This is a genomic window from Rubrimonas cliftonensis, assembly GCF_900107585.1.
Taxonomy (GTDB): domain Bacteria; phylum Pseudomonadota; class Alphaproteobacteria; order Rhodobacterales; family Rhodobacteraceae; genus Rubrimonas; species Rubrimonas cliftonensis.
Genome location: NZ_FNQM01000002.1, coordinates 352,895 through 373,118, shown reverse-complemented (window position 1 = coordinate 373,118; position 20,224 = coordinate 352,895). Strand labels below are relative to the sequence as shown.

Genomic DNA, 20,224 nt, shown 5'->3' with positions numbered 1-20,224 from the left:
ATCAGTCGCCGACAAGAGAACCGCGACAGGGCGACGGCTTGGGGCGGCGGGCCTCGCGCAGCCGGGTCCGACGCCGCGCCGGGCGCGCAGCTTCGCCGGGGGGCTTCGCCGCCCCGTTCGGGCCCCGCGACCCTGGGGCCGGCGACGCACGAAAAGCGGGGTGGAGGGTCAGCCGAAGACGCCGGAGAACCGCCGCGCAAGGCGCGCCTCGGCGGCGATCATCCGGCGCGCGGCCAGGGCCATGCGCTCGCGAGAGACGGCGCGCATGGCGCTGCGCGGCGGCGCGCTCATCGCAGGGGCCGCCAGCAGGCGACGCGGGCGCCGTCGTCGCCGCCTTCGTCGAGCTCGGGCCGCTCGGCCCGGCAGCGCGGCTCGGCGCGGGGGCAGCGCGCGGCGAAGGCGCAGCCGGGCGGCGGCGCCAGCGGATCGGGCAGGTCGGCGGCGCCGCGCTCGGCCTCCAGCCGCTCGACGCCGGGCCTCGGCGCGGAGCGCAGCAGCAGGTCGGTGTAGGGGTGGCGCGGCGCTGCGTAGACCGCGCGCGCCGGCCCCGCCTCGACCACCCGCCCGAAATACATCACCGCGAGATCGTCCGAGATCGTCTCGACCACGGCGAGGTCGTGGCTGATGAACACCAGCGTCAGCCCCAGCTCGGCGCGCAGCCGCTTGAGCAGCGTCAGCACCTGCGCCTGCACCGAGACGTCAAGCGCCGACACCGGCTCGTCGAGCACCACCACCTTCGCCTCGGCGGCCAGCGCCCGGGCGATGGCGATGCGCTGCGCCTGCCCGCCGGAGAACTCGTGGGGATGGCGGTCGAGGAAGGCCGCGCGCAGGCCAACCGCCGCCATCAGGTCGTCCAGCCGCGCGGCGCGGGCCGGCGCGCCCATGCCCAGCAGCCGGCGCATCGGCGCCTCCAGCGTCTGGCGGATGGTCTTGCGGGGGTTGAGCGAGGCGATGGGATCCTGAAAGACGTACTGCACGCGCCGCGCCCGCTCGGCGACGCCGCGCCTTGCCGTGACGTCCTCGCCGTCGAGCAGGACGGCGCCCTTCGTTGGTCGGTCGAGCCCCGCGAGCATCCGCGCGACGGTGGACTTGCCGCAGCCCGACTCGCCGACGACGCCGAGCGTCCGGCCGGCATGGGCGGCGAGGCTCACGTCCTGAGCGGCGTGCACGCCCGGCCGCCTTACGCCGAGCAGCGAGCGCCCGCCGCCGAAGACGCGGGTGAGCCCGCGAGCCTCGATGGCCGGCGGCGGCGGCGCGCTCACGCCGCCCCCGCGAGCGGCTTGACGCAGGCCGCCGCCCTGCCCTCGCCGACCGGCGCGAGCGGCGGGCGCGCGGCCTCGCACCGCGCCTCGACATGGGGGCAGCGCGGCGCGAAGGGGCAGCCCGGCGGCAGCGCGTCGGGCGCCGGCGGCAGCCCCTCGATGGCGGCGAGCGCGCGGTCGGGCCGGCCGAGCACCGGCACGCAGGCGATCAGCCCCGCCGTGTAGGGATGCGCAGGGTCCGCGAGCACCTGCGCCGTCGGCCCGCTCTCCACGATGCGCCCGGCGTACATCACCGCCACCCGGTCGCAGAGCGCGGAGACGACGCCGAAATCATGGGTGATGAACAGCACGGCGGTCCCGCGCGCCTCCGCCAGCCCGCGCATCAGGTCGAGCACCTGCGCCTGCACGGTGACGTCGAGCGCGGTGGTCGGCTCGTCGGCGATGAGCAGCGCGGGGTCGTTGGCGAGCGCCATGGCGATGCAGGCGCGCTGCCGCATGCCGCCCGACAGCTCGTGCGGATAGGCGTCGAGCCGGCGGCGCGCGGCGGGGATGCGCACCATCTCCAGCAGCTCGGCCGCCTTCTCGCGCGCCGCCTTGCGCCCGAGCGGCGCATGGGCGCGCAACGCCTCGGCGACCTGCGCGCCGACGGTGAAGAGCGGGTGCAGCGTCGTCAGCGGGTCCTGGAAGATGTAGGCGACGCGGTCTCCGCGCAGGCGCCGGAGCCGTTCGGGCGCGGCGGCGAGCAGATCCTCGCCGGCGAAGTCCACCCGGCCCGCGGTGATCGCGCCGGGCGGCGAGGGCACCAGCCGGGTCAGCGACAGCGCCGCGACCGACTTGCCGGAGCCCGACTCGCCCACCAGCGCCAGCCGCTCGCCCGGCGCCACGGCGAAATCCACGCCGTCGAGCGCGCGCAGGCTGCGGCCGCCGCTGGCGAACTCGGTGACGAGACCCGAGACCGCGAGACCCTCCCCCTTCGCCGGCTCTCCAGCGCCCGAACGCCGCACCGCCGTCGCCGCGCCGGGCGCGGCCAGCGCGCCGGCCTTCAGCCGCGGGTCGAGCGCGTCGCGCACGCCGTCGCCGAGCAGGTTGATGCTCATCACCAGCGCGAAGATCACGACGCCGGGGATCACCGAGACATGCGGCGCGGTGAAGAGCAGCCCCCGCCCCTCGCCCAGCATCGCTCCGAGATCGGCCTGCGGCGGCTGCGCGCCGAGGCCGAGGAAGCTGAGGCCCGCAGTCTCCAGGATCATCCATCCGACCGTTGTGGACATGGTCACGACGATCACCGGGGCCACGTTCGGCGCCACCTCGCTGAACAGGATCGTCGCGTGGGAGGCCCCCGAGAGGCGCGCGGCCTCGACGAACTCGCGCCGCGACAGGCCCAGCGTCACGCCGCGGATGGTGCGCGCGAAGAACGGCACGTTGACCACCGCGATGGCGAAGAGCGCGTTCATCAGCCCCGGCCCCAGCACCGCGACGACGCCGAGCGCGAGCAGGATGTAGGGAAACGCCATCACCACGTCGATCGCCCGCATCAGCGCGCCGTCCACCCGGCCGCCCGCATAGCCCGCCACCAGCCCGATCAGCGAACCCGCCGCCGCCGCGATCGCCGTCGCCGAGAGCCCCACGGCGATGGAGACGCGCGCGCCCCAGACCAGCCGCGAGAGGATGTCGCGCCCCAGATGGTCGGTCCCCAGCGGATGCCCGGGCGCGCCGGGCCGCAGCAGGCGGTCGGCGGGCGCGGTGGCGTTCGGGTCGGGCAGCGGCAGCAGAGGCGCGGCGAGCGCGACCAGCGCGATGGCGGCGCAGAGCGCCAGCCCGACCGCCGCGAGCCGGTTGCGCGCGAGCTGCGCCATCGCGGCCCGCAAACCGCTCATGGCGGGCCCCTCACCGCAACCTCGGGTCGACCAGCGTCTGCGCGACATCGGCCAGCAGGTTGAAGAGCACATAGAACGCCGCCACCACCAGCACGCCGCCCTGCACCAGCAGCAGGTCGCGCCGCGCGATGGCGTCGACCAGCATCCGCCCCACGCCGGGCCACTGGAACACCGTCTCGACATAGACCGCGCCGCCTAGCACGAAGCCCGCCTGAACGCCGATCAGCGGGATCACCGAGACCAGCGCCGCCTTGAAGGCGTGGACGTAGATCACGCGGCGCTCCGCGACGCCTTTCGCGCGGGCGGTGCTGATGCAGTCCTGCCGCAGCACCTCCAGCATCGCGGTCCGCGTCAGCCGCGCGATGACGCCGGCCGCCACCACCGCCAGCGTGACGGCGGGCATGGCCAGATGCGCCAGCAGGTCCGGCAGGTCGCCGCCGCCGTAGATCGCGAACATCCCCGAGGCCGGCAGCCAGCGCAGCTCCACCGCGAACAGCATGATGAGCAGCAGGCCGAGCCAGAACGAGGGCGTCGAGACGCCCACCAGCACCAGCAGCGTCAGCGCCCTGTCGGTCCAGCCGAACTGCCGCACGGCGGAGATTATCCCCGCCAGCAGGCCCAGCGCCGAGGCCAGAACCAGCGCCGCGCCGGCGAGGACCAGCGTCGCGCCAAAGCGCTCGAACACCTCGTCGGCCACAGGGCGGTTGAGCGCGAAGCTGCGCCCCATGTCGCCCTGCAGCAGGTTGCCGGCCCAGGTGAAGTACTGCGCGACCAGCGGCCGGTCGAGCCCGAGCTGGCGGTTCAGCCGCTCCACGTTCTCCGGCGTCGCGTAGGCGCCGAGGATCGCGGTCGCGGGGTCGCCGGGGATCAGCGCCATCATCGCGAACACGACGATCGACAGCCCGACGAGGATCGGGACGGTGAGCGCCAGCCGCTTGAGGATGTAGGCGCCCATGGCGCGCAGGCCCTCAGTTCTTCGTCACGTCCCTCAGCAGCAGGAAGAAGGAGGGCTGGAGTTCGAACCCTGCGACCTTGGCGCTCGTCACGGCGTTCTGCTTCCAGTTGGCGATGAAGGCCCAGGGCGCGTCCTCCTGCACGATCGCCTGCATCTCGCGGTAGAGCCGCGCGCGCTCGTCCTGGTCGGTCGAACGGCGGGCGTCCTCCAGCAGCCGGTCCACCTCGGGGTTGGCGTAGTAGCCGGAGTTGAAGCCGCCCTGCTCGGGCGTCGCTTCGCTGCGCAGGGCGAGATAGGGCAGCGTATCGGGGTCGTTGGTCATCCACGCCATCTGCGCGAGGTCGGCCTTGCCTTCCAGGCCGGGGTTCACGCGGCCGAGGAAGGTGTTCCACTCATAGGTCTCGATGGTCACGTCGAGACCGACACGGACGAGATCGGCCTGGATCGCGGCGCCCATCGCCACCGGGTCGAGCATCCCCGAACCGCCTTCGGTGACGTAGAAAGTCAGTTCGGCGCCCTCGTGGCCCGCCTCGGCCAGCAGCGCGCGGGCCTTGTCGGGGTCGAAGGGATAGGGCTCCAGCGCCTCGTTGTAGGCCCAGCCGAAGGCCGGCGGCGTGGGGCCGGCGGCGACCTCGGCGGTTCCCGACAGCACGTTCTCCACCAGCGCGGTCTTGTCGATGGCGTAGTTCACCGCCTGGCGCACGCGCCGGTCCGCCATCGGTCCCTCGCGGGTGTTGAGGATCAGGAACCACAGATGCGGCCCGGCCTGCTCGTGGACGTCGAAGCGAGGGTCGTCCTCGAACATCGCGAGGTTGTCCGGCGGCACCTCCACCATCACGTCGACGCCGCCCGAGAGCATCTCCGCGACACGGGTGTTGGCGTCGGTGATCGGGCGGAACACGACAGCCTCAAGGTCCGGCGGTCCGTCGCGATAGTCGGGGTTGGCCTCGATGACGACGCGGTTGTTGGAGACCCACTCGACGAAGCGGAACGGCCCGGCGCCGGACGGGTTGCGCCCGAAATCCTCCTCATGCGCGCCGACCGCGGCGGGCGAGACGATCAGCCCGGTCGGATAGGCGAGGTTGGAGAGGAACGGCGCATAGGGCGCCTCCAGCGTGAAGCGCACCGTCAGCGGGTCCACCGCTTCGACGCTCTCGACGGCGGAGAAGAAGAAGCTCAGTGGGAACGGTCCGGTGTCGTGGTAGGGATGGTCCTCGTCCAGCATCCGCTCGAAGTTGAACACGACCGCCTCGGCGTCGAGCGGCGCGCCGTCGTGGAAGGAGACGCCCTCGCGCAGCGCGAACTCGTAGACCAGCCCGTCGTCGGAGACGTCCCAGCTCTCGGCCAGCGCCGGCTCGACCTCCAGTGTGCCGGGGGCGTAGCGCACCAGCCCCTCGTAGATGTTCATCAGGATGCGGAAATCGTTCACGGCCGTGACGGCGTGCGGGTCGAGCGACTGCGGCTCGGCGATCTGGGCGACCACCAGAACGCCCGGCGGGGTCTGCGCCGGGGCTGGCGCGGCGACGCTCAGCGCGGCGGCGAGGGCGGCGCCGAGCAGAGCCGTGGCGGGTGCGGGGGCCGTGGCGGGGACGGGGGTGGGGGCGGGGACGGGGGCGGCCCCGAGGGCGGATCGGCGACAGGTCATGGCGACCTCCGTGTGACGGCGCGCGCCGGCGGGCCGACGCGGGGCGGATGCGCCATCCCACCATGTCGACGGCGCGGGGCGCAACAATTCATCATGAGATTCTTCCCGCCAAACGGGAGATGCGCCATGTCATGCATGCCTGACGCGCATCGACGCAAAGCGGCGCGGCTGCGGGCCGACCTCGACGCGGTGAACGAACCCGGCGCCGTCGAAGGCCTGCCCGGCGTGAACCGGCGGCGCCCTTCGGACGCCGACATGGCGGCGCGGCGCTGGCTGGCGGCGCGGAGGGAGGCGGCCGGGCTCGCCGGGGGGATGGACGCCGCGGGCGACGTCCGGGCCGCCGGGAGGCGCGCCGCGGCGGCGGCGGCCCGCGCGAGGGCGCGCTGCGCCGGCCTCGACGACGGCTGACGCGGGGGCCTCTGCGATCTCTCGACCGCCCCCGGGCCTGATCTCGATCAAGGCGGCGGGATCGGCGAAGGTGGACGATGTCTGCGGCGTCTGGAGGTTTCATGTCGGCGGATCGCGCGCGCGCTCTTCTGCGGCCCGCCCTGCTCGCCTGCGCGGTCGCGGGGCTGGCGGCGGGTCTGGCGGCGTGGGCGTCCGGCGCCGCGGACTGGGCGCGGCTGCTGTGGCTCGCAGGGGCCGCGCCGGTGCTCGCCGGGCTGGTCTGGGAGATCGTGACGAGCCTGCGCCGCGGCGAGATCGGGCTCGACATCGTCGCCGCGCTGTCGATGAGCGCGGCGATGACCTTCGGCGAGCACCTCGCCGCCGCCATCGTCGCGCTGATGTACGCCGGCGGCCAGTATCTGGAGAGCTTCGCCGAGGCGCGCGCGCGGCGCGAGATGACCGCCCTGCTCTCCCACGCTCCGCGCAGCGCGATGCGCCACCGCGACGGCGAGCTGGAGGAGATCGCGCTCGACGCCATCGCCCCCGGCGACCGGCTGCTGATCCGCAAGGGAGACGTCGCGCCCGTGGACGGAACCGTGGCGGCCGGCGTCGCGGTGCTCGACCAGTCCACGCTGACCGGCGAGCCGCTGCCGGTGAAGCGCATGGCGGGCGAGCCGGTGCTGAGCGGCTCGGCCAATGTCGGCGAGCCGTTCGACCTGACCGCCGAGAAGTGCGCCGCCGACAGCGCCTTCGCCGCCATTCTGCGCATCGTGGAGGGGGCCCAGAAGGCTCGCGCCCCGATGGCGCGGCTCGCCGACCGCTATGCGATCGTGTTTCTTGCGGCCACCGTGGCCCTCGCCGCTGCGGCCTGGGGGCTGACCGACGACCCGACGCGCGCCGTCGCGGTGCTCGTCGTCGCCACGCCCTGCCCGCTGATCCTCGCCGTGCCGGTGGCGCTCGTGGCCGGGCTGTCGCGGGCCGCGGGGCGCGGGGTGCTCGTCAAGAGCGGCAAGACGCTGGAGACGCTGGCGGCGGTGCGGGTGCTGGTGCTCGACAAGACCGGCACGCTCACCCATGGCCGCGCGGCGTTGCGGCGCGTCGCGCCGGCGCCGGGCGTCGACCCTGCGGAGGCGCTGCGGCTCGCCGCCTCGCTCGATCAGGTGTCGCGCCACGCGGTGGCTGAGGCGCTGGTCGCCGCGGCGCGGGAGCGCGGGCTGGCGCTCTCGACGCCGAGCGACGTGCGCGAGACCGCGGGAGAGGGGCTGGAGGGCGTCGTGGAGGGCCGCCGCGTCGTCGTCGGCGGGCGGCGCTTCGTGCGCTCCCGCCTCGGCGCGCAGCCGGGGGATGCGGGGAGCGACGTGCGGAGCCGGGACGCGCCCGACGCGCAATCCGGCCCCGACGCCGCGGCCGAGGCGGGGGCGGTGACGGTCGCGGTCGCGGCCGACGGCGCGGCGCTCGGCGAGATCGTCATGGCCGACGCGCTGCGCGACGGCGCGCAGGCGCTGATCGCAGGGCTGCGCGGAGCCGGCGTCGCGCGCATCGTCCTGGCGACCGGCGACCGGCGCGACGTCGCCGAGGCGGTGGCCGGCGGGCTGGGGCTCGACGCCATCCGCGCGGACCTGACGCCCGACGAGAAAGTGCTCGTCGTGCTGTCGGAGCGCAAGCACGGCCCGGTGATGATGGTCGGCGACGGCGTGAACGACGCGCCCGCGCTGGCGGCGGCCGATGTCGGCATGGCGATGGGCGCCCGCGGCGCGGCGGCCTCGGCGGAGACGGCGGACGTGGTGCTGCTGGTGGACGACGTCGCCCGCGCGCTGCCGGCCGTCCTCATCGCCCGCCGCTCCCGCGCCATCGCGCTGCAGAGCGTCTTCGTCGGGGTGGGCCTGTCGATTCTCGGGATGGTCGCGGCGGCCTTCGGCCTGATCACCCCTGTGCAGGGCGCGCTGCTGCAAGAACTGATCGACGTCGCCGCGATCCTCAACGCCCTGCGCGCGCTGGGCGGCGGCGACGGGATCGGACCGGTCGACGCGCGAGATGGGGGCGCGGCCGAGGGCGCGCCGGCGCCGCGACGAGATTGACCTTTCGCCGACCTGCCGCCGTGGCGCATGCTGTCCGCTCCGGCGCCGCCGCCGCGGCGGCCCCGGCAAGCCGGTCGTCCGAACCGGCCCAGAACCGGAGGATCCGCAATGAACCTGAGACCCGACCCGACCTTCCACCCCTCGCCGCGCATGGCGATGGCGGCGCCGCCCGAGACCCTGGCCTACACGCTGATGCTGAGCCCCGACTTCTCGCAGCCCGACGCGCTGGCGGTGGTCGACGTCGATCCGTCCTCCGGGACGTGCGGTCAGATCGTCCACATGCTCGCGATGCCGAACAAGGGCGACGAGTTCCACCATTTCGGCTGGAACGCCTGCTCCTCGGCGCTGTCGCCGCTGACGGGCCACGCCTTCCTGCAGCGGCGCTACCTGATCATCCCCGGCATCCGCTCCTCGCGCATCTATGTGATCGACACGCAGCCCGACCCGCGAAAGCCGACGATCCACAAGATCATCGAGCCGGAGGAGCTGTTCGCCCGCACCGGCTATTCGCGCCCCCACACGGTCCATTGCGGGCCGGAGGGCGTCTACGTCTCGACGCTGGGCGGCGGCGGCGCGGACGGGACAGACGGCCCGCCGGGCATCTTCATCATGGACTGCGAGACCTTCGAGATCCGCGGCCGGTGGGAGATGGACCGCGGCCCGCAGGACAAGCACTATGATTTCTGGTGGAACTTGCCGCGCGACTACATGGTGTCGAGCGAATGGGGGCTGCCGCCGCAGTACGAGAACGGCGTCGTGCCGGAGGATCTGCTCGCCAACCGCTACGGCCACAGCCTGCATTTCTGGGACCTGCGCGCCCGCCGCCATGTCCAGACCATCGACCTCGGCGCCAACCACCAGATGGCGCTGGAGGTGCGGCCTGCCCATGACCCGGCGAAGGAATACGGCTTCCTCGGCGTCGTCGTGGACACCAACAACCTCGAGGGCTCGATCTGGACGTGGTGGCGCGAGGGCGGGAAATTCCACTGCGAGAAGACCGCTGCCATTCCCGCCGAGCCGGCGGACAAGGACGCCCTGCCGCCGCTGCTGCAGGGTTTCGGCGCCGTCCCGCCGCTGGTGACGGACATCGACCTCTCGCTCGACGACCGCTTCCTCTACGTCGCCTGCTGGGGCACGGGAGAGTTGCGGCAGTACGACGTGAGCGAGCCGCGCAGGCCGACGCTGGCCGGCTCCGTGCATCTTGGCGGGGTCGTGCGCAACACGGCCCACCCGAGCGGCAAGGCGTTCGGCTATGGCCCGCAGATGCTGGAGATCAGCCGCGACGGCAAGCGCGTCTACTGGACCAACTCGCTCTACTCGACCTGGGACGACCAGTTCTATCCCGGCGAGCGGGGCGGCGCGATGGTCAAGGCCGACGTCGGCCCCGATGGCGGGCTGACGCTCGACCCCGCCTTCCACGTCGAGTTTCCCAAGGGCTACCGCGCGCACCAGATCAGGCTGGAGGGCGGCGACTGCTCGACCGACAGCTTCTGCTACCCGAACGTCTGAGCGGCGGTGTTCGAGCAATCCACGGCGCTGCTCTGGCTCGCAGTCCTTGGGAGCGGCCTCTATCACGGGCTGAACCCGGGGATGGGGTGGCCGCTCGCGGTCTCCGCCGGGCTGATGAACGGCGGCGCGGGACATCGCGGGCGCGCGCATCTGCTGCGCGCGCTCGGGCCGCTGGCGCTGGGGCATTTCGCGGCGATGCTGGCGATGCTGCTGCCCTTCGCGGCGCTGGCGACGCTGGCGCGGCATCAGGAGGAGATCCGGCTCGCCGCCTCGGCGCTGCTGATCCTCGCCGGCGCGGCGCTGCTGGTCTGGCGGCGGCACCCCAGGGCGCTGGCCCGAATTCCGCCGAGCCGGCTGGCGCTGTGGTCCTTCGCGGTGGCGATCGCCCATGGCGCGGGGCTGATGCTGCTTCCGGCCTATCTCGGTCTCTGCGCCGCGGGGTCTGCCGGGCCCGAGGCGGCGGGCGCGCTGATGGCGGGCGCCGCCGGCGCCGCGCTCATGGTGGCGGCGGCGCATGCGGCGGCGATGATCGCGGCGGGGGGCGCCGTCGCGCTGCTGGTCCACGGGTGGCTGGGCCTGAGCTTTCTCAGGCGCGGCTGGTTCGACCTCTCGATCGTCTGGGCGCTGAGCCTGATCCTCGTCGGCGCGGCCACGTTGCAGCCACAGCTCTGGTCCGCCTGAGCCGCCGAAGCAGTGCGCCGCTCGCGCGCCGGCGCACTCATCGGCAGCACGTCGGCGGCATGCCGAAAGGGCGCATTTCCGCGCCGGTTCGCGCTACGATGGGCATGGGTCGAATCGGGAGTTGTCGATGTTTCTGCGCCTGACCATCGCGTTTTCGCTCTCTCTCTGCGTCGCCTGGCCGGCTGGCGCCGACAACCAGAGCGAGCCCATCATCACGACGGCCAAGGGGGCGAGCGCCTCGGGAGAGCGCCTGGAGGTCGACCCCGGGCGGGAACACCAGGCGATGATCACGAGGCAGTTCGAGCAGTTCGATCGCAACTATTCCGAGAACCGCCTTGAGTACGGCCGCCGCATGAACGCCGTCGCCTACCTGCTCGCGAAGGCGGAGGCCGAAGGCAAGGACCTGCACTGTTCCCAGCAGATGTATCTCGAAGCCAAATGGCTGTATCGCTATACTGCGCTTTGGAGTCGTCTCGGCGAAAAGCTCGACCGCATCGAGATCAGCCTTGAAGATCCCGACCAGCATTACGCCGCCGCGCAGTCGCCCGTCGATGGACATTGGGGGGTGTGCTACGAAGAATACTTCATGCGCATCGGCGCGACCGTGGCCGGTCTCCAGAAGCTCGTCGACGAGGGCCGGGCGCCGCGCTACCGCATCACCTCGCTCAGGGAGTTGGACACCCCCAAGAAGCTCCTCGATCGCATGCAGTCGCTGCTGGTCTCCGACATCGCCCATACCGGGGTGGACAACCGCGGCGAACTCGCCAGCCTTATGATCTCCCTCAGCCAGAGCGTCTTCAAGCAGCATCTGAGCGCGAAATGGGTCGAAGCCGTCGATCTGACGACCTCGACGCGGCTCAGCGCGGTCGCGGAGGCGTTCAAGTTCTTTCTCACCGGCGCGCAGGATCACGAAACCGGTTGGTGGGGCGCCTGGTATCTCGACGGTGATCGCATCGTGAAGACCGCCGACCTCAGCATGACCTATCACATCGTCGCCTATGCGCGGGGCGACGTCGAACGGTGGCCGGCGATAATCGAGACGCTCAGGGCGCGCGAGGAGGCCACATATCCCTATGGCTGGCGCGCGCGCATGAACTGGAACAACCACAACCTCTATGACGTGGCGCGCATCCTGCGCTTTGGCTGGCCGCACATCAGCGAAGCCGATCAGGCGTGGGCGCGCGACAAGATCCCTGAAATGATCGCGTGGTCCCTGCGGAACACGCTCGACAAGGACGGCGGGTTCCGTCTGGAAGAGGGGTTCTCGGACTCGCTGGCGTCCGCCTACTACTTCGGCGTTTCCTTCCTCGAGGAAGTCGGCCATTGGACTGCAGCGCGGCGCTTCTGGACCGACGCGCCGCCGCCCGCCGACGGCGCGCGCCTCTGCGCGTCGATCGGCGACGCATTGGACACGCTGGGCGAGTCGAGTTGGGCGGCGGACGCCGCCCGCCTCAAGCTGGAGCGCAACTGCGCAGCCACGCCGGGCTGACGCGGCGCCGCCCCCTCTCAACCCTCGTAGCAGCCCGCCGCCCGCGCCCGGGCCCGCACCAGCGCCAGCACCAGATCGAGGGTCGGCGTCGCGACGCCGGCCGCTGCGCCGAGCTCGCACACGCCGGTCAGCAGCGCGTCGATCTCCATCGGCCGCCCGCGCTCGAGGTCCTGCAGCATCGAGGTCTTGTGCGCGCCCACCTCCGCTGCCCCCGCGATGCGCTTGTCGACGTCGATGGAGAACTTCACGCCCAGCGCCTCCGCGACAGCCTTGCCCTCCAGCATCATGGCGCGCGCCACGCCGCGCAGGTCGTCCTGCGTCGCGAGCACGTCCAGCGTCTGATGCGTGAGGGCGGAGAGCGGGTTGAAGGCGAGGTTGCCCCAGAGCTTCACCCAGATCTCGTCGCGGATGCGCGGCCGCACCGGGGCCTTGAAGCCCGCCTCGATCATCGCCTTCGAAAGCGCGTTCACCCGCTCGCTCTTCGAGCCGTCCGGCTCGCCGAGCGTGAAGCGGTCGCCGTCATGGTGCTCGACGACGCCCGGCTCGGGGCTCTCGGTCGCGGGATAGACGACGCAGCCGATGGCGCGTCCGGGCGGGATCGCCAGCGACACGCGCCCACCCGGATCGACCGCCTCGACAGTCCGCCAGTCCTGCCCGGCGAGCCCGTGGAAGTACCAGTAGGGCACGCCGTTCATCGCGGTCACGAAGGCGGTGTCGGGCCCGAACAGCGGCGCCATCCTGTCCACCACCGGCGGCAACGAGTGCGCCTTGAGCGTGGTGAACACGTAGTCCTGCGGGCCGAGATCGGCGGCGCTGTCGGAGGCCGCGACCTTCGCGACCTCCTCCCGCCCGTCGATGCGCAGGCGCAGCCCGTGCTCCCTGATGGCGGCGAGGTTGGGCCCGCGCGCCACCACCGAGACGTCGACGCCGGCGTTGGCCATCCGCACTGCGAGATAGCCGCCGATGGCGCCGGCGCCGAAGATGCACACTTTCATCGCAGGGCCCCCTTACGCCGCGCCGGCCTTGGTCAGCCCCAGCTTGTCGGCCAGCCCGATGCGCTGGAGCTTGCCGGTCGCGCCCTTGGGGATCTCGTCCATGAAGATGATCTCGCGCGGCACCTTGAACGCCGCCAGCGACTTCGCGGCGAATTCGCGGATCTCCTTCGCCTCGGCGCTGGCGCCTTCCTTCAGCACGATCACCGCGGCGACCTCCTCGCCCAGCTTCTCGTGCGGCAGGGCGAAGGCCACGGCCTGCGCCACGGCGGGGTGCTCCATCAGCACGTCGTCGACCTCGCGCGGGGAGACCTTCTCGCCGCCACGGTTGATGATCTCCTTCAGGCGGCCGTTGATCGAGATGAAGCCGTCCTCGTCCATCACGCCCTGGTCGCCGGTGCGGAACCAGCCATTGGTCCAGTTCTCCGCGTTGGCCTTGGGGTTGTTGCGGTAGCCGGGCGTGACGTTGGGGCCGCGGATGACGATCTCGCCGGTCTCGCCCTGCGCCAGCAGCGACCCGTCCTCGCCCATGATCGACACTTCCGGCCCGGCGGCGGCGCCCACCGAACCCGGCTTGCGCTTGCCCGGCGGGAGCTGGTTTGAGGCCATCTGGTGCGCGGCCTCGGTCATGCCGTAGCTCTCGATCACCGGGCAGCCGAAGGTCTTCTCCAGCTCGTGGAACACCGGCGCCGGCAGCGAGGCGGAGGACGAGCGGATCAGCCGCAGCTTCGTCTGCGAGATCACGTCGGCGTTGCGGCCGGCGCGGGAGAGGATCGCCTGGTGCATGGTGGGCACGGCGGTGTACCAGCTCGGCCGCGACTCGTGCATCCAGGCAAACACCCGCATCGCGTTGAAGCCGGGAGAGCAGCAGACATAGGCGCCCGCGGAGACGCTGGAGAGGACCGCCGCGATCAGCCCGTGAATATGGAACAGCGGCATGATGTTGAGGCAGCGGTCCTCGCCGGTGAGGTGAAGCGCCGCCGCGATGTGGCCGGCGGAGGCCTCGATGTTGCCGGCGGTCAGCGGCACGATCTTCGGGCGCGAGGTGGTGCCGGAGGTGTGGAGCACGAGCGCCACGTCGTCGGGGCCGTTGCGGCGCGCGGCGGCGCCGGGCGCGTCGACCAGCGTGAAGGCGCCGGCGGGTTCGGTCGCGTCGTGCGCAAGCTCGGCGATCCTGACGCCGAGTCGCGCCGCGGCGGCGCGGGCGGGCGTCTCGACCCCTGCGGCGACGATCAGCAGCTTCGCGTCCAGATCCTCCATGTAGAAGGCGTATTCGTCCTCGGTGTAGGCGGGGTTCAGCGGGGCCGCGGTGGCGCAGGCCGCCACGGTGAGGAACGCCGTCGCCATTTCCGGCCCGTTCGGCAGCACGATCGCCACCGCGTCTCCCGGCGCGACGCCGAGGCCGGCGAGTTGACGCGCGCCGGCGGCGATCTGGGCCGCGAGCGCGGGGTAGTCGAGGTCCGGCCTGCCCGGAGCGCCGATGGCGGGCCCGTTTCCGCGAGAGGCGAAGCGCTCGACGGCGCTCAGGATTTCAGCGGACATCTTCGGCTCCTTGCAGGTCGGTGGGCGCGGCTTCGCCCGGATCGGCGTTCTGGATTTCGCCGGCGAGATCGGTCTCGACGGCGAGGAGATGGGCGCGCATCGCCGCGGCGGCGCCTGGCGCGTCGCGATCCGCCACAGCCGCGGCGATCGCGGCGTGCTGGCGGGCGTGGGAGGTCTGAAGTTCGGGCGTGAGCGTCCGGCTGCGCAGGCGGCCCCAGTCCTCCCGCTCGCGCATCTCGTGCATCATCGTGAGCAGCGCGCTGAGCAGCGGGTTGCGGCTGGCGGCGGCGAGCGCGGCATGGAAGGCGATGTCGCGCGCCTCCCAGCCGCGCCAGTCGACCCCGTCGCCCTCGGGGTTCGCAAGCCGCGTTATCTCGGCGACCTCGGGGGCCTTGGCGCGGAGGGCCGCGGCGTGGGCGATGGCGGGCTCCAGCATCCGCCGCGCCTCCATCACGTCCGCCGGACTCGGCGCGGCGTCGAAGCGCAGCGTCGCGGCCTCTCCGTCGGCGACGAACGTGCCCTCCCCCACGCGACGGCGGATGCGGCCCTCCCGCTCCAGCGCCGCGAGCGCCTTGCGCAGCGTGCCTCGGCCGAGCCCGAGGGAGACGGCCAGCGCGCGCTCGGCTGGCAGGCGCGCGCCCGCGCCGTACTCGCCATCCTCTATGGCTGCGCGCAGGCGGTCGAGAGCTTGGTTCGCCGTGGTCATGCCGCGAACATGCCGGATTCGTGCACACGACTCAAGACCAATCGTGGACCATTATTTCGATTGGCCCGCCAACGGCCTGCTTGCCGCGGCGAGGCCGCCGCGTCAGGGTGCCGCCACGCGACGATAGGGGACCAAGCGATGCCTGGGCGAGCGCAGATTCGCGCCGTGCTGTTCGACAAGGACGGCACCCTGTTCGACTTCGCCGCGACATGGCGGCGCGCGGCCCATGCGCTGATCGAGCGTCTCGCCCCCGACGACCCGGACCGGCGCCGCGCGCTCGGCGCCGCCTGCGGTTTCGACATCGAGAGCGGCGCCTTCGCGGCGGGGTCGGTGATCGTGGCCGGCTCCGCCGACGCGCTGGCGCATGTCTGGGCGCCGATGACCGAGGGGCTCGACGCGAAGCGGCTGGAGGCGCTGGCGCTTGACGCGAGCGCGGCGGCCGGGGGCCTGACTCTCACCCCCGCCGCGCCGGACCTGCCGGGCCTGCTGGACGGTCTGCTCGCGCGGGGCCTCGCGCTCGGCGTCGCCACCCACGACGGAGAGGCGGCGGCGCGCGACCATCTTGCGGCGGTCGGCGCGCTCGACCGCTTCTCCTTCATCGCAGGCTACGACAGCGGCCATGCGCCGAAGCCGGCCCCTGACATGGTGCTCGCCTTCGCCGCCGCCGCCGGAGTGGCGCCGCGCGCCGTGGCGATGATCGGCGACAGCGTGCACGATCTCGGGGCCGCGCGCGCCGCCGGAGCCCTCGCGATCGGGGTGCTGACGGGCCCGGCCCGCCATGACGACCTGGCGCCGCTCGCCGATGCGATTCTCCCCTCGATCGCCGCCCTGCCCGACTGGCTGGACGCGCGCGACCGCGTCGCAGGCTGACCGCGCGCGACCGCGCCGCAGGGCGAAAGCGGGCCAGCGCAGCGAATCTGGTCGCGTCGGCCCGTTTCCCCGCCTATCTGTCAGCGGCCCTGCGACGGGGCGCGCGTCGGCGCATGACAGGAGGCAAGCCATGAACTTCGGATCGCTGCTCAATCAGATCATGACCTCGGGACAGGAACTCTACGGCAAGGGCGAGGACGCCGCGGCGCAGAAGCTCGGCGTCGGGGAAGACCCGGCGGCGCGCGGCCAGATGCGCAACGCGGCCCTCGGCGGCGCGGCGGCGACGGCGGTGCTGGGGCTGCTGCTCGGCACCAGGAGCGGGCGCTCGATCACCAAGGCCGGCGTGCTCGCCGGCGGCGTCGGCTATCTCGGCAAGCTCGCCTACGACGCCTATGTGAAGCACTCCGCGGCGGCGGCCTCAGAGGCGCAGCCGGAGCGGATCTCGGGGCCCGAGGCGCCGATCACCAACCTCGACGGCCCCGCCGCGGAGACCCGCGCCCACGCGCTGCTCGCCGCCATGGTCGCGGCCGCGAAGTCCGACGGCCACATCAGCGCAGAGGAGCGCGGCATCATCGAGGGACGGCTGAGCGAGATGGGCGAGGACGCCCGAGCCGCGCTCGCAGCCGAGCTCGACAAGCCGATCGACGCCCAGGCCATCGCGGCGCTGGCCGACAGCGAGCAGGCCGCGCGCGAGATCTACGCCATGTCGGCGCTGGTCTGCGGGGCCGACCACCCGATGGAGCGCGCCTATCTCGACAGCCTCGCCGCCGCGCTGGGCCTGCCGGACGGCGTCAAGGGCGAAATCGAGGCGCAGATCGCCGCGTGAGCCCGTTCAGCGCCCGCCGAGCCAGGGCCTGATCCAGTCAAGGCCCGCGCGCGTCCCGGCGCGCGGGCGGTACTCGCACCCGACCCAGCCGCGATAGCCGATCTGGTCGAGCCAGTCGAACAGGAAGGCGTAGTTGATTTCCCCCGTGCCCGGCTCGTGCCGGCCCGGCGTGTCGGCGACCTGCACATGGCCGATGCGGGGCAGATGCGTCTTGAGCGACGGCGCCAGATCGCCGGCCATGACCTGCTCGTGGTAGATATCGAACTGGATGGAGAGGTTGTCGGCGCCGACGGCGTCCAGCAGCTCCGCCGCCTGCGCCACGGTGTTGAGGAAGAACCCGGGCATGTCGCGGCGGCTGTTGATCGGCTCGACCACCAGCTTCACCCCGACCGCCGCCATGCGCCCGGCGGCGAAGGCCAGGTTCTCCACCAGCGTCGCCGAGAGCCGCGCACGGTCCGCCCCCTCCGGCGCAAGGCCGCAGAGGCAGTTGACCGACTGCGCCCCCAGCGCGGCGGCGTAGTCCGCGCCGCGCGCCACGCTCTCGCGGAACTCCGGCACGCGCTCGGGGAAGATGGCGACGCCGCGCTCGCCGGCCGCCCAGTCGCCCGGCGGCAGATTGTGGAGCGCCTGCACGAGACCGTTGTCGTCGAGCCGCCGACGCAGCTCCGCAGCGGGATGATCGTAGGGAAACAGGTATTCGACGGCGCCGAAACCGTCCTCCGCCGCGGCGGCGAAACGGTCGAGGAAGTCCCACTCTCCGTACATCATGCTCAGATTGGCGGCGAACTTCGGCATGGGGCGGCTCCGGCGGCTTCTGCGCGCGGCCTGCGCCGCTGACAGGCCCCAGTCATGCCCGCCGGCCGCGCCATGGCAATGGCCTGGGGACGAGCGCATCCGTGGGCGCTCACGCGTTTATAACATTTTATTGACGCTTTGCGGTTAATCTTACCATGATGTCTGGACAACTGGAGGTCGAGACCATGCGCATCGCCGTCATCGCCGTCGTCTGCAGCCTCGCATCCGCCGGCGTCGCCGGCCCGGGCTTCGCCGCCGGGCGGGACGTGGAGACAGTGGGCGCCGCCGCCTGCCGCCACTACGACAACCGTGCGCGCTTCCTGCCCCGCAGCGGCCCCCACATCGCGCCCATCGCCGCCATCGCCGACGCGTGCGCCGGGGCGCAGGCCGCCGTCGCCTCGCCGGAGGCCGACGCCGCGACACGCGCCGCAGCCGCAGCCTATCTCGAGACGCTCGCCGCGGTTCACGGCGAGATCCGGCGCATCAACGCCGAGCGCGCGGCGCCGATGTTCAGCGAGCGCGGCCGGCTCGCCAGCGCCGAGGGCCAGTCGCCCGTGCGCTCCCTCTCACGGTCCATGGGCCTCGTGACGACGAGCGGCGAACATCTGATCCTGCGCGCCGGCGGCGTGTTCGCGGCGCTTCAGGGCTGGCTCGCCGCCAGCGCCGCCTTCGCGATGGCCGACGACCCGGCGCGCTGAGCGGCTACTGCTGGGTCTGACCGCCGGCCTGCCTCCCGCCGCCCTCGCCCGCAACGACGGCGACCTCCGCAGTCGCGGAGGTCTCGGCGCCGCCTTCGGCGTGGACCCGCAGCGGGGCGGCGTCGACGGCGTCGAGGCCCGAACACAGCCGCACATAGGCGTCGGTCGGGCAGAGGTCGTGCGCCGCGTCGAAACCGATCCAGCCGATGCCCTCGACCCAGAGCTCGGCCCAGCCATGGGGCTGCGTGAGCGCGGCCACCATGGCCGAGCGCGCCGCCTCCGCCTCCGCCGCCGCCTCCGCCTCGTCGGTCCCGGCCTTCGCCGCGCCGCCAGCTTCGTCCGGGGCGTCGGAGGCGCCTGGGGCGTCCGCCAGCCGATAGCCGTAGACGAAGCGCGCCGGCCACCCCATCGAGCGCGCGGCCGCGATCAGCACATGCGTGATCTCGTCGGCGCCGCCCTCGCCCGCGCTCAGGGCGGCCGCCGCGCTCTGATGCGCCGCGCCCGTCGGCGCGATGCGCCGCGTAACCGCGTCCTGCAGAGCGTGGGCGCTGTCGAGCGGCGTGGCCGCGCCGGCGACCGCCTCCTTCGCCAACGCCGCGATGGCGGCGTCGGGGCGCGTGCGCGAGGTCTCGCGCAGGCAGACGCCGGGGCGCAGCGGGGCGCGGAAGCCGCGCAGCACGCCGGCGCAGTCCGTCGTCTCGACCTCTCCCGCCGCGACGATCTCCAGCGCGCTCACGCCTCCACGCAGGAAGCGCGTCGCGACGCCGTCGCCCCAGCCGTTCACGAAATCGGGGGCCGCGGCCTCGCCATTCAGCAGCACCCGCCACGCCAGGGTCCTCTGCCCCTCGAACGCCGCCGGGAACATCTTCAGCCGTACGGCGACGCCCGGCGCGGCCGGGGACACGGAGACGGTGACGGCGTGGCGGACGGAGAGGCGCATGATCCCTCAGAAATGATAGGCGTCGGCGATCTCCGCCGTGAGCCGGTTATTGCGCGCGATCATGCGCGTGAGGAACTCGTGCAGACCGTCATGGAAGATGGCGCCGATGTCGAGATCGCTGAGCAGCGCCACCGTCTCCGAGGCGGTGTGGTGACAGGCGTGACGCTCGCCGTAGCCGCGCGCAAGCCGGTCCAGCACCGCGACGGACTCCAGGCTGCAATGGGCCAGCGAGCGAGGACAGGCCCCGTTGAGGATCAGGAAATCCGCGATGCGCCACGGCGAGAAGTCGCCGCGATAGACCCAGTGATAGGCCCTGAGCGCGGAGGTCGCCATCAGCACGGACGTCCATTGATGACGGTCGCGCCCGCCGCCGACCACGTCGGTCTCCGGCAGCAGGACGTAATGCTTCACGTCGAGCAGGCGCAGCGTCATGTCGGCGCGCTCGATCAGCAGGCCGAGCCGGGCGAAGTCGTAGCGGTCGTCGCGCAGCATGGTGGCGTCGGAGGCGCCGCGGAACTGCGCGCAGCGGCCCTTCACCCAGTCCAGCGTCTGCGGCAGCTCGCGCAGCGCCGCCGATTCGGTCAGGTCGCCGAGCCTTAGCCAAGCTTCGTTCAGCGTCTCCCAGGCCTGCGTCGTCAGCGCCGTGCGCACCGAGCGGGCGTTGTGACGGGCGCGGTCTAGGCACGAGACGATGGAGGACGGGTTGGCGCGGTCCAGCACCAGCCCGACGATCACCGTCTTCTGGTCGACGTCGCGATCCTCGAAATGCGCCGCGCAGCCGGCGGCGGCGGCGACCGAGCGCCATTCCTCGCGATGCCCCTCCGCCGAGTTCGGCAGCATCGCCATCCGGCGGCCCATCTCCACGAGCCGCGCCATGGCTTCCGCGCGCTCCAGATATCGGGCCATCCAGAAAAGGTCGGCCGCGGTGCGGCTGAGCGTGGCCATCAGATCTCCCCCCTGCGACGCGCGCCG

At 72.8% G+C, this 20,224-nt stretch carries 19 protein-coding genes; 8 read left to right on the top strand and 11 right to left on the bottom strand.

What is annotated here, in order from left to right:
• Nucleotides 1-168: 168 nt before the first annotated feature.
• From BLW43_RS24565 to BLW43_RS04395, 5 genes are read right to left on the bottom strand one after another with little or no spacing between them, the layout of a single operon-like run.
• A complete protein-coding gene (locus BLW43_RS24565) occupies nucleotides 169-291 on the bottom strand; it encodes a hypothetical protein (RefSeq protein ID WP_281243466.1) in 123 nt (40 codons plus the stop codon).
• Nucleotides 288-1,262, bottom strand: coding sequence for an oligopeptide/dipeptide ABC transporter ATP-binding protein (locus tag BLW43_RS04410; RefSeq protein ID WP_093249960.1), 975 nt, complete (start codon nucleotides 1,260-1,262; stop codon nucleotides 288-290). Before BLW43_RS04410 ends, BLW43_RS24565 begins: the two co-directional genes overlap by 4 nt.
• On the bottom strand, nucleotides 1,259-3,139 hold the full coding sequence (locus BLW43_RS04405) for a dipeptide/oligopeptide/nickel ABC transporter permease/ATP-binding protein (protein WP_093249165.1): 1,881 nt from the start codon (nucleotides 3,137-3,139) through the stop codon (nucleotides 1,259-1,261). Before BLW43_RS04405 ends, BLW43_RS04410 begins: the two co-directional genes overlap by 4 nt.
• A 10-nt stretch (nucleotides 3,140-3,149) precedes the next feature.
• Nucleotides 3,150-4,094, bottom strand: coding sequence for an ABC transporter permease (locus BLW43_RS04400; RefSeq protein ID WP_093249163.1), 945 nt, complete (start codon nucleotides 4,092-4,094; stop codon nucleotides 3,150-3,152).
• Between the two features lie 13 nt (nucleotides 4,095-4,107).
• Nucleotides 4,108-5,739 carry an ABC transporter substrate-binding protein gene (locus BLW43_RS04395; protein WP_093249160.1) on the bottom strand — a complete coding sequence of 544 codons (1,632 nt, stop codon included), beginning with the start codon at nucleotides 5,737-5,739 and terminating at the stop codon, nucleotides 4,108-4,110.
• A 126-nt stretch (nucleotides 5,740-5,865) separates the two neighbouring features.
• On the opposite strand from BLW43_RS04395, the gene BLW43_RS04390 reads away from it, so the two are divergent.
• The 5 genes from BLW43_RS04390 to BLW43_RS04370 all read left to right on the top strand — a co-directional run bounded on the left by BLW43_RS04390 (nucleotide 5,866) and on the right by BLW43_RS04370 (nucleotide 11,883).
• Entirely contained in the window at nucleotides 5,866-6,147 is a 282-nt protein-coding gene (locus tag BLW43_RS04390) for a hypothetical protein (protein WP_093249158.1), read from the top strand.
• Between the two features lie 101 nt (nucleotides 6,148-6,248).
• Nucleotides 6,249-8,204 carry a heavy metal translocating P-type ATPase gene (locus BLW43_RS04385; protein ID WP_093249155.1) on the top strand — a complete coding sequence of 652 codons (1,956 nt, stop codon included), beginning with the start codon at nucleotides 6,249-6,251 and terminating at the stop codon, nucleotides 8,202-8,204.
• A gap of 108 nt (nucleotides 8,205-8,312) precedes the next feature.
• The gene (locus BLW43_RS04380; protein ID WP_093249153.1) at nucleotides 8,313-9,713 is read left to right on the top strand and encodes a selenium-binding protein SBP56-related protein; all 1,401 of its coding nucleotides are present in this window, start codon (nucleotides 8,313-8,315) and stop codon (nucleotides 9,711-9,713) included.
• A gap of 6 nt (nucleotides 9,714-9,719) precedes the next feature.
• Nucleotides 9,720-10,394 (top strand): hypothetical protein, encoded by a 675-nt coding sequence (locus BLW43_RS04375; protein WP_093249150.1) that lies wholly within the window; start codon nucleotides 9,720-9,722, stop codon nucleotides 10,392-10,394.
• Nucleotides 10,395-10,521: 127 nt separating this feature from the next.
• On the top strand, nucleotides 10,522-11,883 hold the full coding sequence (locus tag BLW43_RS04370) for a hypothetical protein (RefSeq protein WP_093249122.1): 1,362 nt from the start codon (nucleotides 10,522-10,524) through the stop codon (nucleotides 11,881-11,883).
• Between the two features lie 17 nt (nucleotides 11,884-11,900).
• On the opposite strand, the gene BLW43_RS04365 is transcribed toward BLW43_RS04370, so the two are convergent.
• From BLW43_RS04365 to BLW43_RS04355, 3 genes are read right to left on the bottom strand one after another with little or no spacing between them, the layout of a single operon-like run.
• Entirely contained in the window at nucleotides 11,901-12,878 is a 978-nt protein-coding gene (locus tag BLW43_RS04365) for a 2-dehydropantoate 2-reductase (protein ID WP_093248968.1), read from the bottom strand.
• A 12-nt stretch (nucleotides 12,879-12,890) separates the two neighbouring features.
• Nucleotides 12,891-14,417 carry an acyl--CoA ligase gene (locus tag BLW43_RS04360; RefSeq protein ID WP_093248858.1) on the bottom strand — a complete coding sequence of 509 codons (1,527 nt, stop codon included), beginning with the start codon at nucleotides 14,415-14,417 and terminating at the stop codon, nucleotides 12,891-12,893.
• Nucleotides 14,407-15,123 carry a FadR/GntR family transcriptional regulator gene (locus tag BLW43_RS04355; protein WP_093248855.1) on the bottom strand — a complete coding sequence of 239 codons (717 nt, stop codon included), beginning with the start codon at nucleotides 15,121-15,123 and terminating at the stop codon, nucleotides 14,407-14,409. The genes BLW43_RS04360 and BLW43_RS04355 overlap by 11 nt, the downstream gene beginning before the upstream one ends.
• Before the next feature lie 138 nt (nucleotides 15,124-15,261).
• Here BLW43_RS04355 and BLW43_RS04350 point away from each other — a divergent pair, with 138 nt between their 5' ends.
• Both BLW43_RS04350 and BLW43_RS04345 read left to right on the top strand, forming a co-directional pair.
• Nucleotides 15,262-15,993: an HAD family hydrolase gene (locus BLW43_RS04350; protein ID WP_093248853.1), complete on the top strand. Its 732-nt coding sequence runs from the start codon at nucleotides 15,262-15,264 to the stop codon at nucleotides 15,991-15,993.
• A gap of 130 nt (nucleotides 15,994-16,123) precedes the next feature.
• Nucleotides 16,124-16,819 (top strand): tellurite resistance TerB family protein, encoded by a 696-nt coding sequence (locus tag BLW43_RS04345; RefSeq protein ID WP_175478757.1) that lies wholly within the window; start codon nucleotides 16,124-16,126, stop codon nucleotides 16,817-16,819.
• A gap of 6 nt (nucleotides 16,820-16,825) precedes the next feature.
• Here the strand turns inward: BLW43_RS04345 and otnI are convergent, their stop codons facing one another.
• Complete coding sequence (gene otnI / locus BLW43_RS04340; protein ID WP_093248848.1) at nucleotides 16,826-17,614, bottom strand: 2-oxo-tetronate isomerase; 789 nt, start codon at nucleotides 17,612-17,614, stop codon at nucleotides 16,826-16,828.
• A 155-nt stretch (nucleotides 17,615-17,769) separates the two neighbouring features.
• On the opposite strand from otnI, the gene BLW43_RS04335 reads away from it, so the two are divergent.
• Nucleotides 17,770-18,312 carry a hypothetical protein gene (locus tag BLW43_RS04335; protein ID WP_139283984.1) on the top strand — a complete coding sequence of 181 codons (543 nt, stop codon included), beginning with the start codon at nucleotides 17,770-17,772 and terminating at the stop codon, nucleotides 18,310-18,312.
• Nucleotides 18,313-18,316: 4 nt separating this feature from the next.
• Here the strand turns inward: BLW43_RS04335 and BLW43_RS04330 are convergent, their stop codons facing one another.
• Nucleotides 18,317-19,252 (bottom strand): transglutaminase domain-containing protein, encoded by a 936-nt coding sequence (locus tag BLW43_RS04330; protein ID WP_175478756.1) that lies wholly within the window; start codon nucleotides 19,250-19,252, stop codon nucleotides 18,317-18,319.
• 6 nt (nucleotides 19,253-19,258) lie between these two features.
• The gene (locus BLW43_RS04325) at nucleotides 19,259-20,197 is read right to left on the bottom strand and encodes an alpha-E domain-containing protein (protein WP_093248843.1); all 939 of its coding nucleotides are present in this window, start codon (nucleotides 20,195-20,197) and stop codon (nucleotides 19,259-19,261) included.
• Between the last annotated feature and the right edge of the window lie 27 nt (nucleotides 20,198-20,224).

What these genes read in the sequence shown, in the direction of transcription:
- BLW43_RS04325 (WP_093248843.1), bottom strand. Translation starts at nt 20,197, where the DNA reads ATGGCCACGCTCAGCCGCACCGCGGCCGACCTTTTCTGGATGGCCCGA.
- BLW43_RS04345 (WP_175478757.1), top strand. Translation starts at nt 16,124, where the DNA reads ATGAACTTCGGATCGCTGCTCAATCAGATCATGACCTCGGGACAGGAA.
- BLW43_RS04350 (WP_093248853.1), top strand. Translation starts at nt 15,262, where the DNA reads ATGCCTGGGCGAGCGCAGATTCGCGCCGTGCTGTTCGACAAGGACGGC.
- otnI (WP_093248848.1), bottom strand. Translation starts at nt 17,614, where the DNA reads ATGCCGAAGTTCGCCGCCAATCTGAGCATGATGTACGGAGAGTGGGAC.
- BLW43_RS24565 (WP_281243466.1), bottom strand. Translation starts at nt 291, where the DNA reads ATGAGCGCGCCGCCGCGCAGCGCCATGCGCGCCGTCTCTCGCGAGCGC.
- BLW43_RS04405 (WP_093249165.1), bottom strand. Translation starts at nt 3,139, where the DNA reads ATGAGCGGTTTGCGGGCCGCGATGGCGCAGCTCGCGCGCAACCGGCTC.
- BLW43_RS04390 (WP_093249158.1), top strand. Translation starts at nt 5,866, where the DNA reads ATGTCATGCATGCCTGACGCGCATCGACGCAAAGCGGCGCGGCTGCGG.
- BLW43_RS04380 (WP_093249153.1), top strand. Translation starts at nt 8,313, where the DNA reads ATGAACCTGAGACCCGACCCGACCTTCCACCCCTCGCCGCGCATGGCG.
- BLW43_RS04330 (WP_175478756.1), bottom strand. Translation starts at nt 19,252, where the DNA reads ATGCGCCTCTCCGTCCGCCACGCCGTCACCGTCTCCGTGTCCCCGGCC.
- BLW43_RS04370 (WP_093249122.1), top strand. Translation starts at nt 10,522, where the DNA reads ATGTTTCTGCGCCTGACCATCGCGTTTTCGCTCTCTCTCTGCGTCGCC.
- BLW43_RS04385 (WP_093249155.1), top strand. Translation starts at nt 6,249, where the DNA reads ATGTCGGCGGATCGCGCGCGCGCTCTTCTGCGGCCCGCCCTGCTCGCC.
- BLW43_RS04335 (WP_139283984.1), top strand. Translation starts at nt 17,770, where the DNA reads ATGATGTCTGGACAACTGGAGGTCGAGACCATGCGCATCGCCGTCATC.
- BLW43_RS04360 (WP_093248858.1), bottom strand. Translation starts at nt 14,417, where the DNA reads ATGTCCGCTGAAATCCTGAGCGCCGTCGAGCGCTTCGCCTCTCGCGGA.
- BLW43_RS04365 (WP_093248968.1), bottom strand. Translation starts at nt 12,878, where the DNA reads ATGAAAGTGTGCATCTTCGGCGCCGGCGCCATCGGCGGCTATCTCGCA.
- BLW43_RS04355 (WP_093248855.1), bottom strand. Translation starts at nt 15,123, where the DNA reads ATGACCACGGCGAACCAAGCTCTCGACCGCCTGCGCGCAGCCATAGAG.
- BLW43_RS04395 (WP_093249160.1), bottom strand. Translation starts at nt 5,739, where the DNA reads ATGACCTGTCGCCGATCCGCCCTCGGGGCCGCCCCCGTCCCCGCCCCC.
- BLW43_RS04400 (WP_093249163.1), bottom strand. Translation starts at nt 4,094, where the DNA reads ATGGGCGCCTACATCCTCAAGCGGCTGGCGCTCACCGTCCCGATCCTC.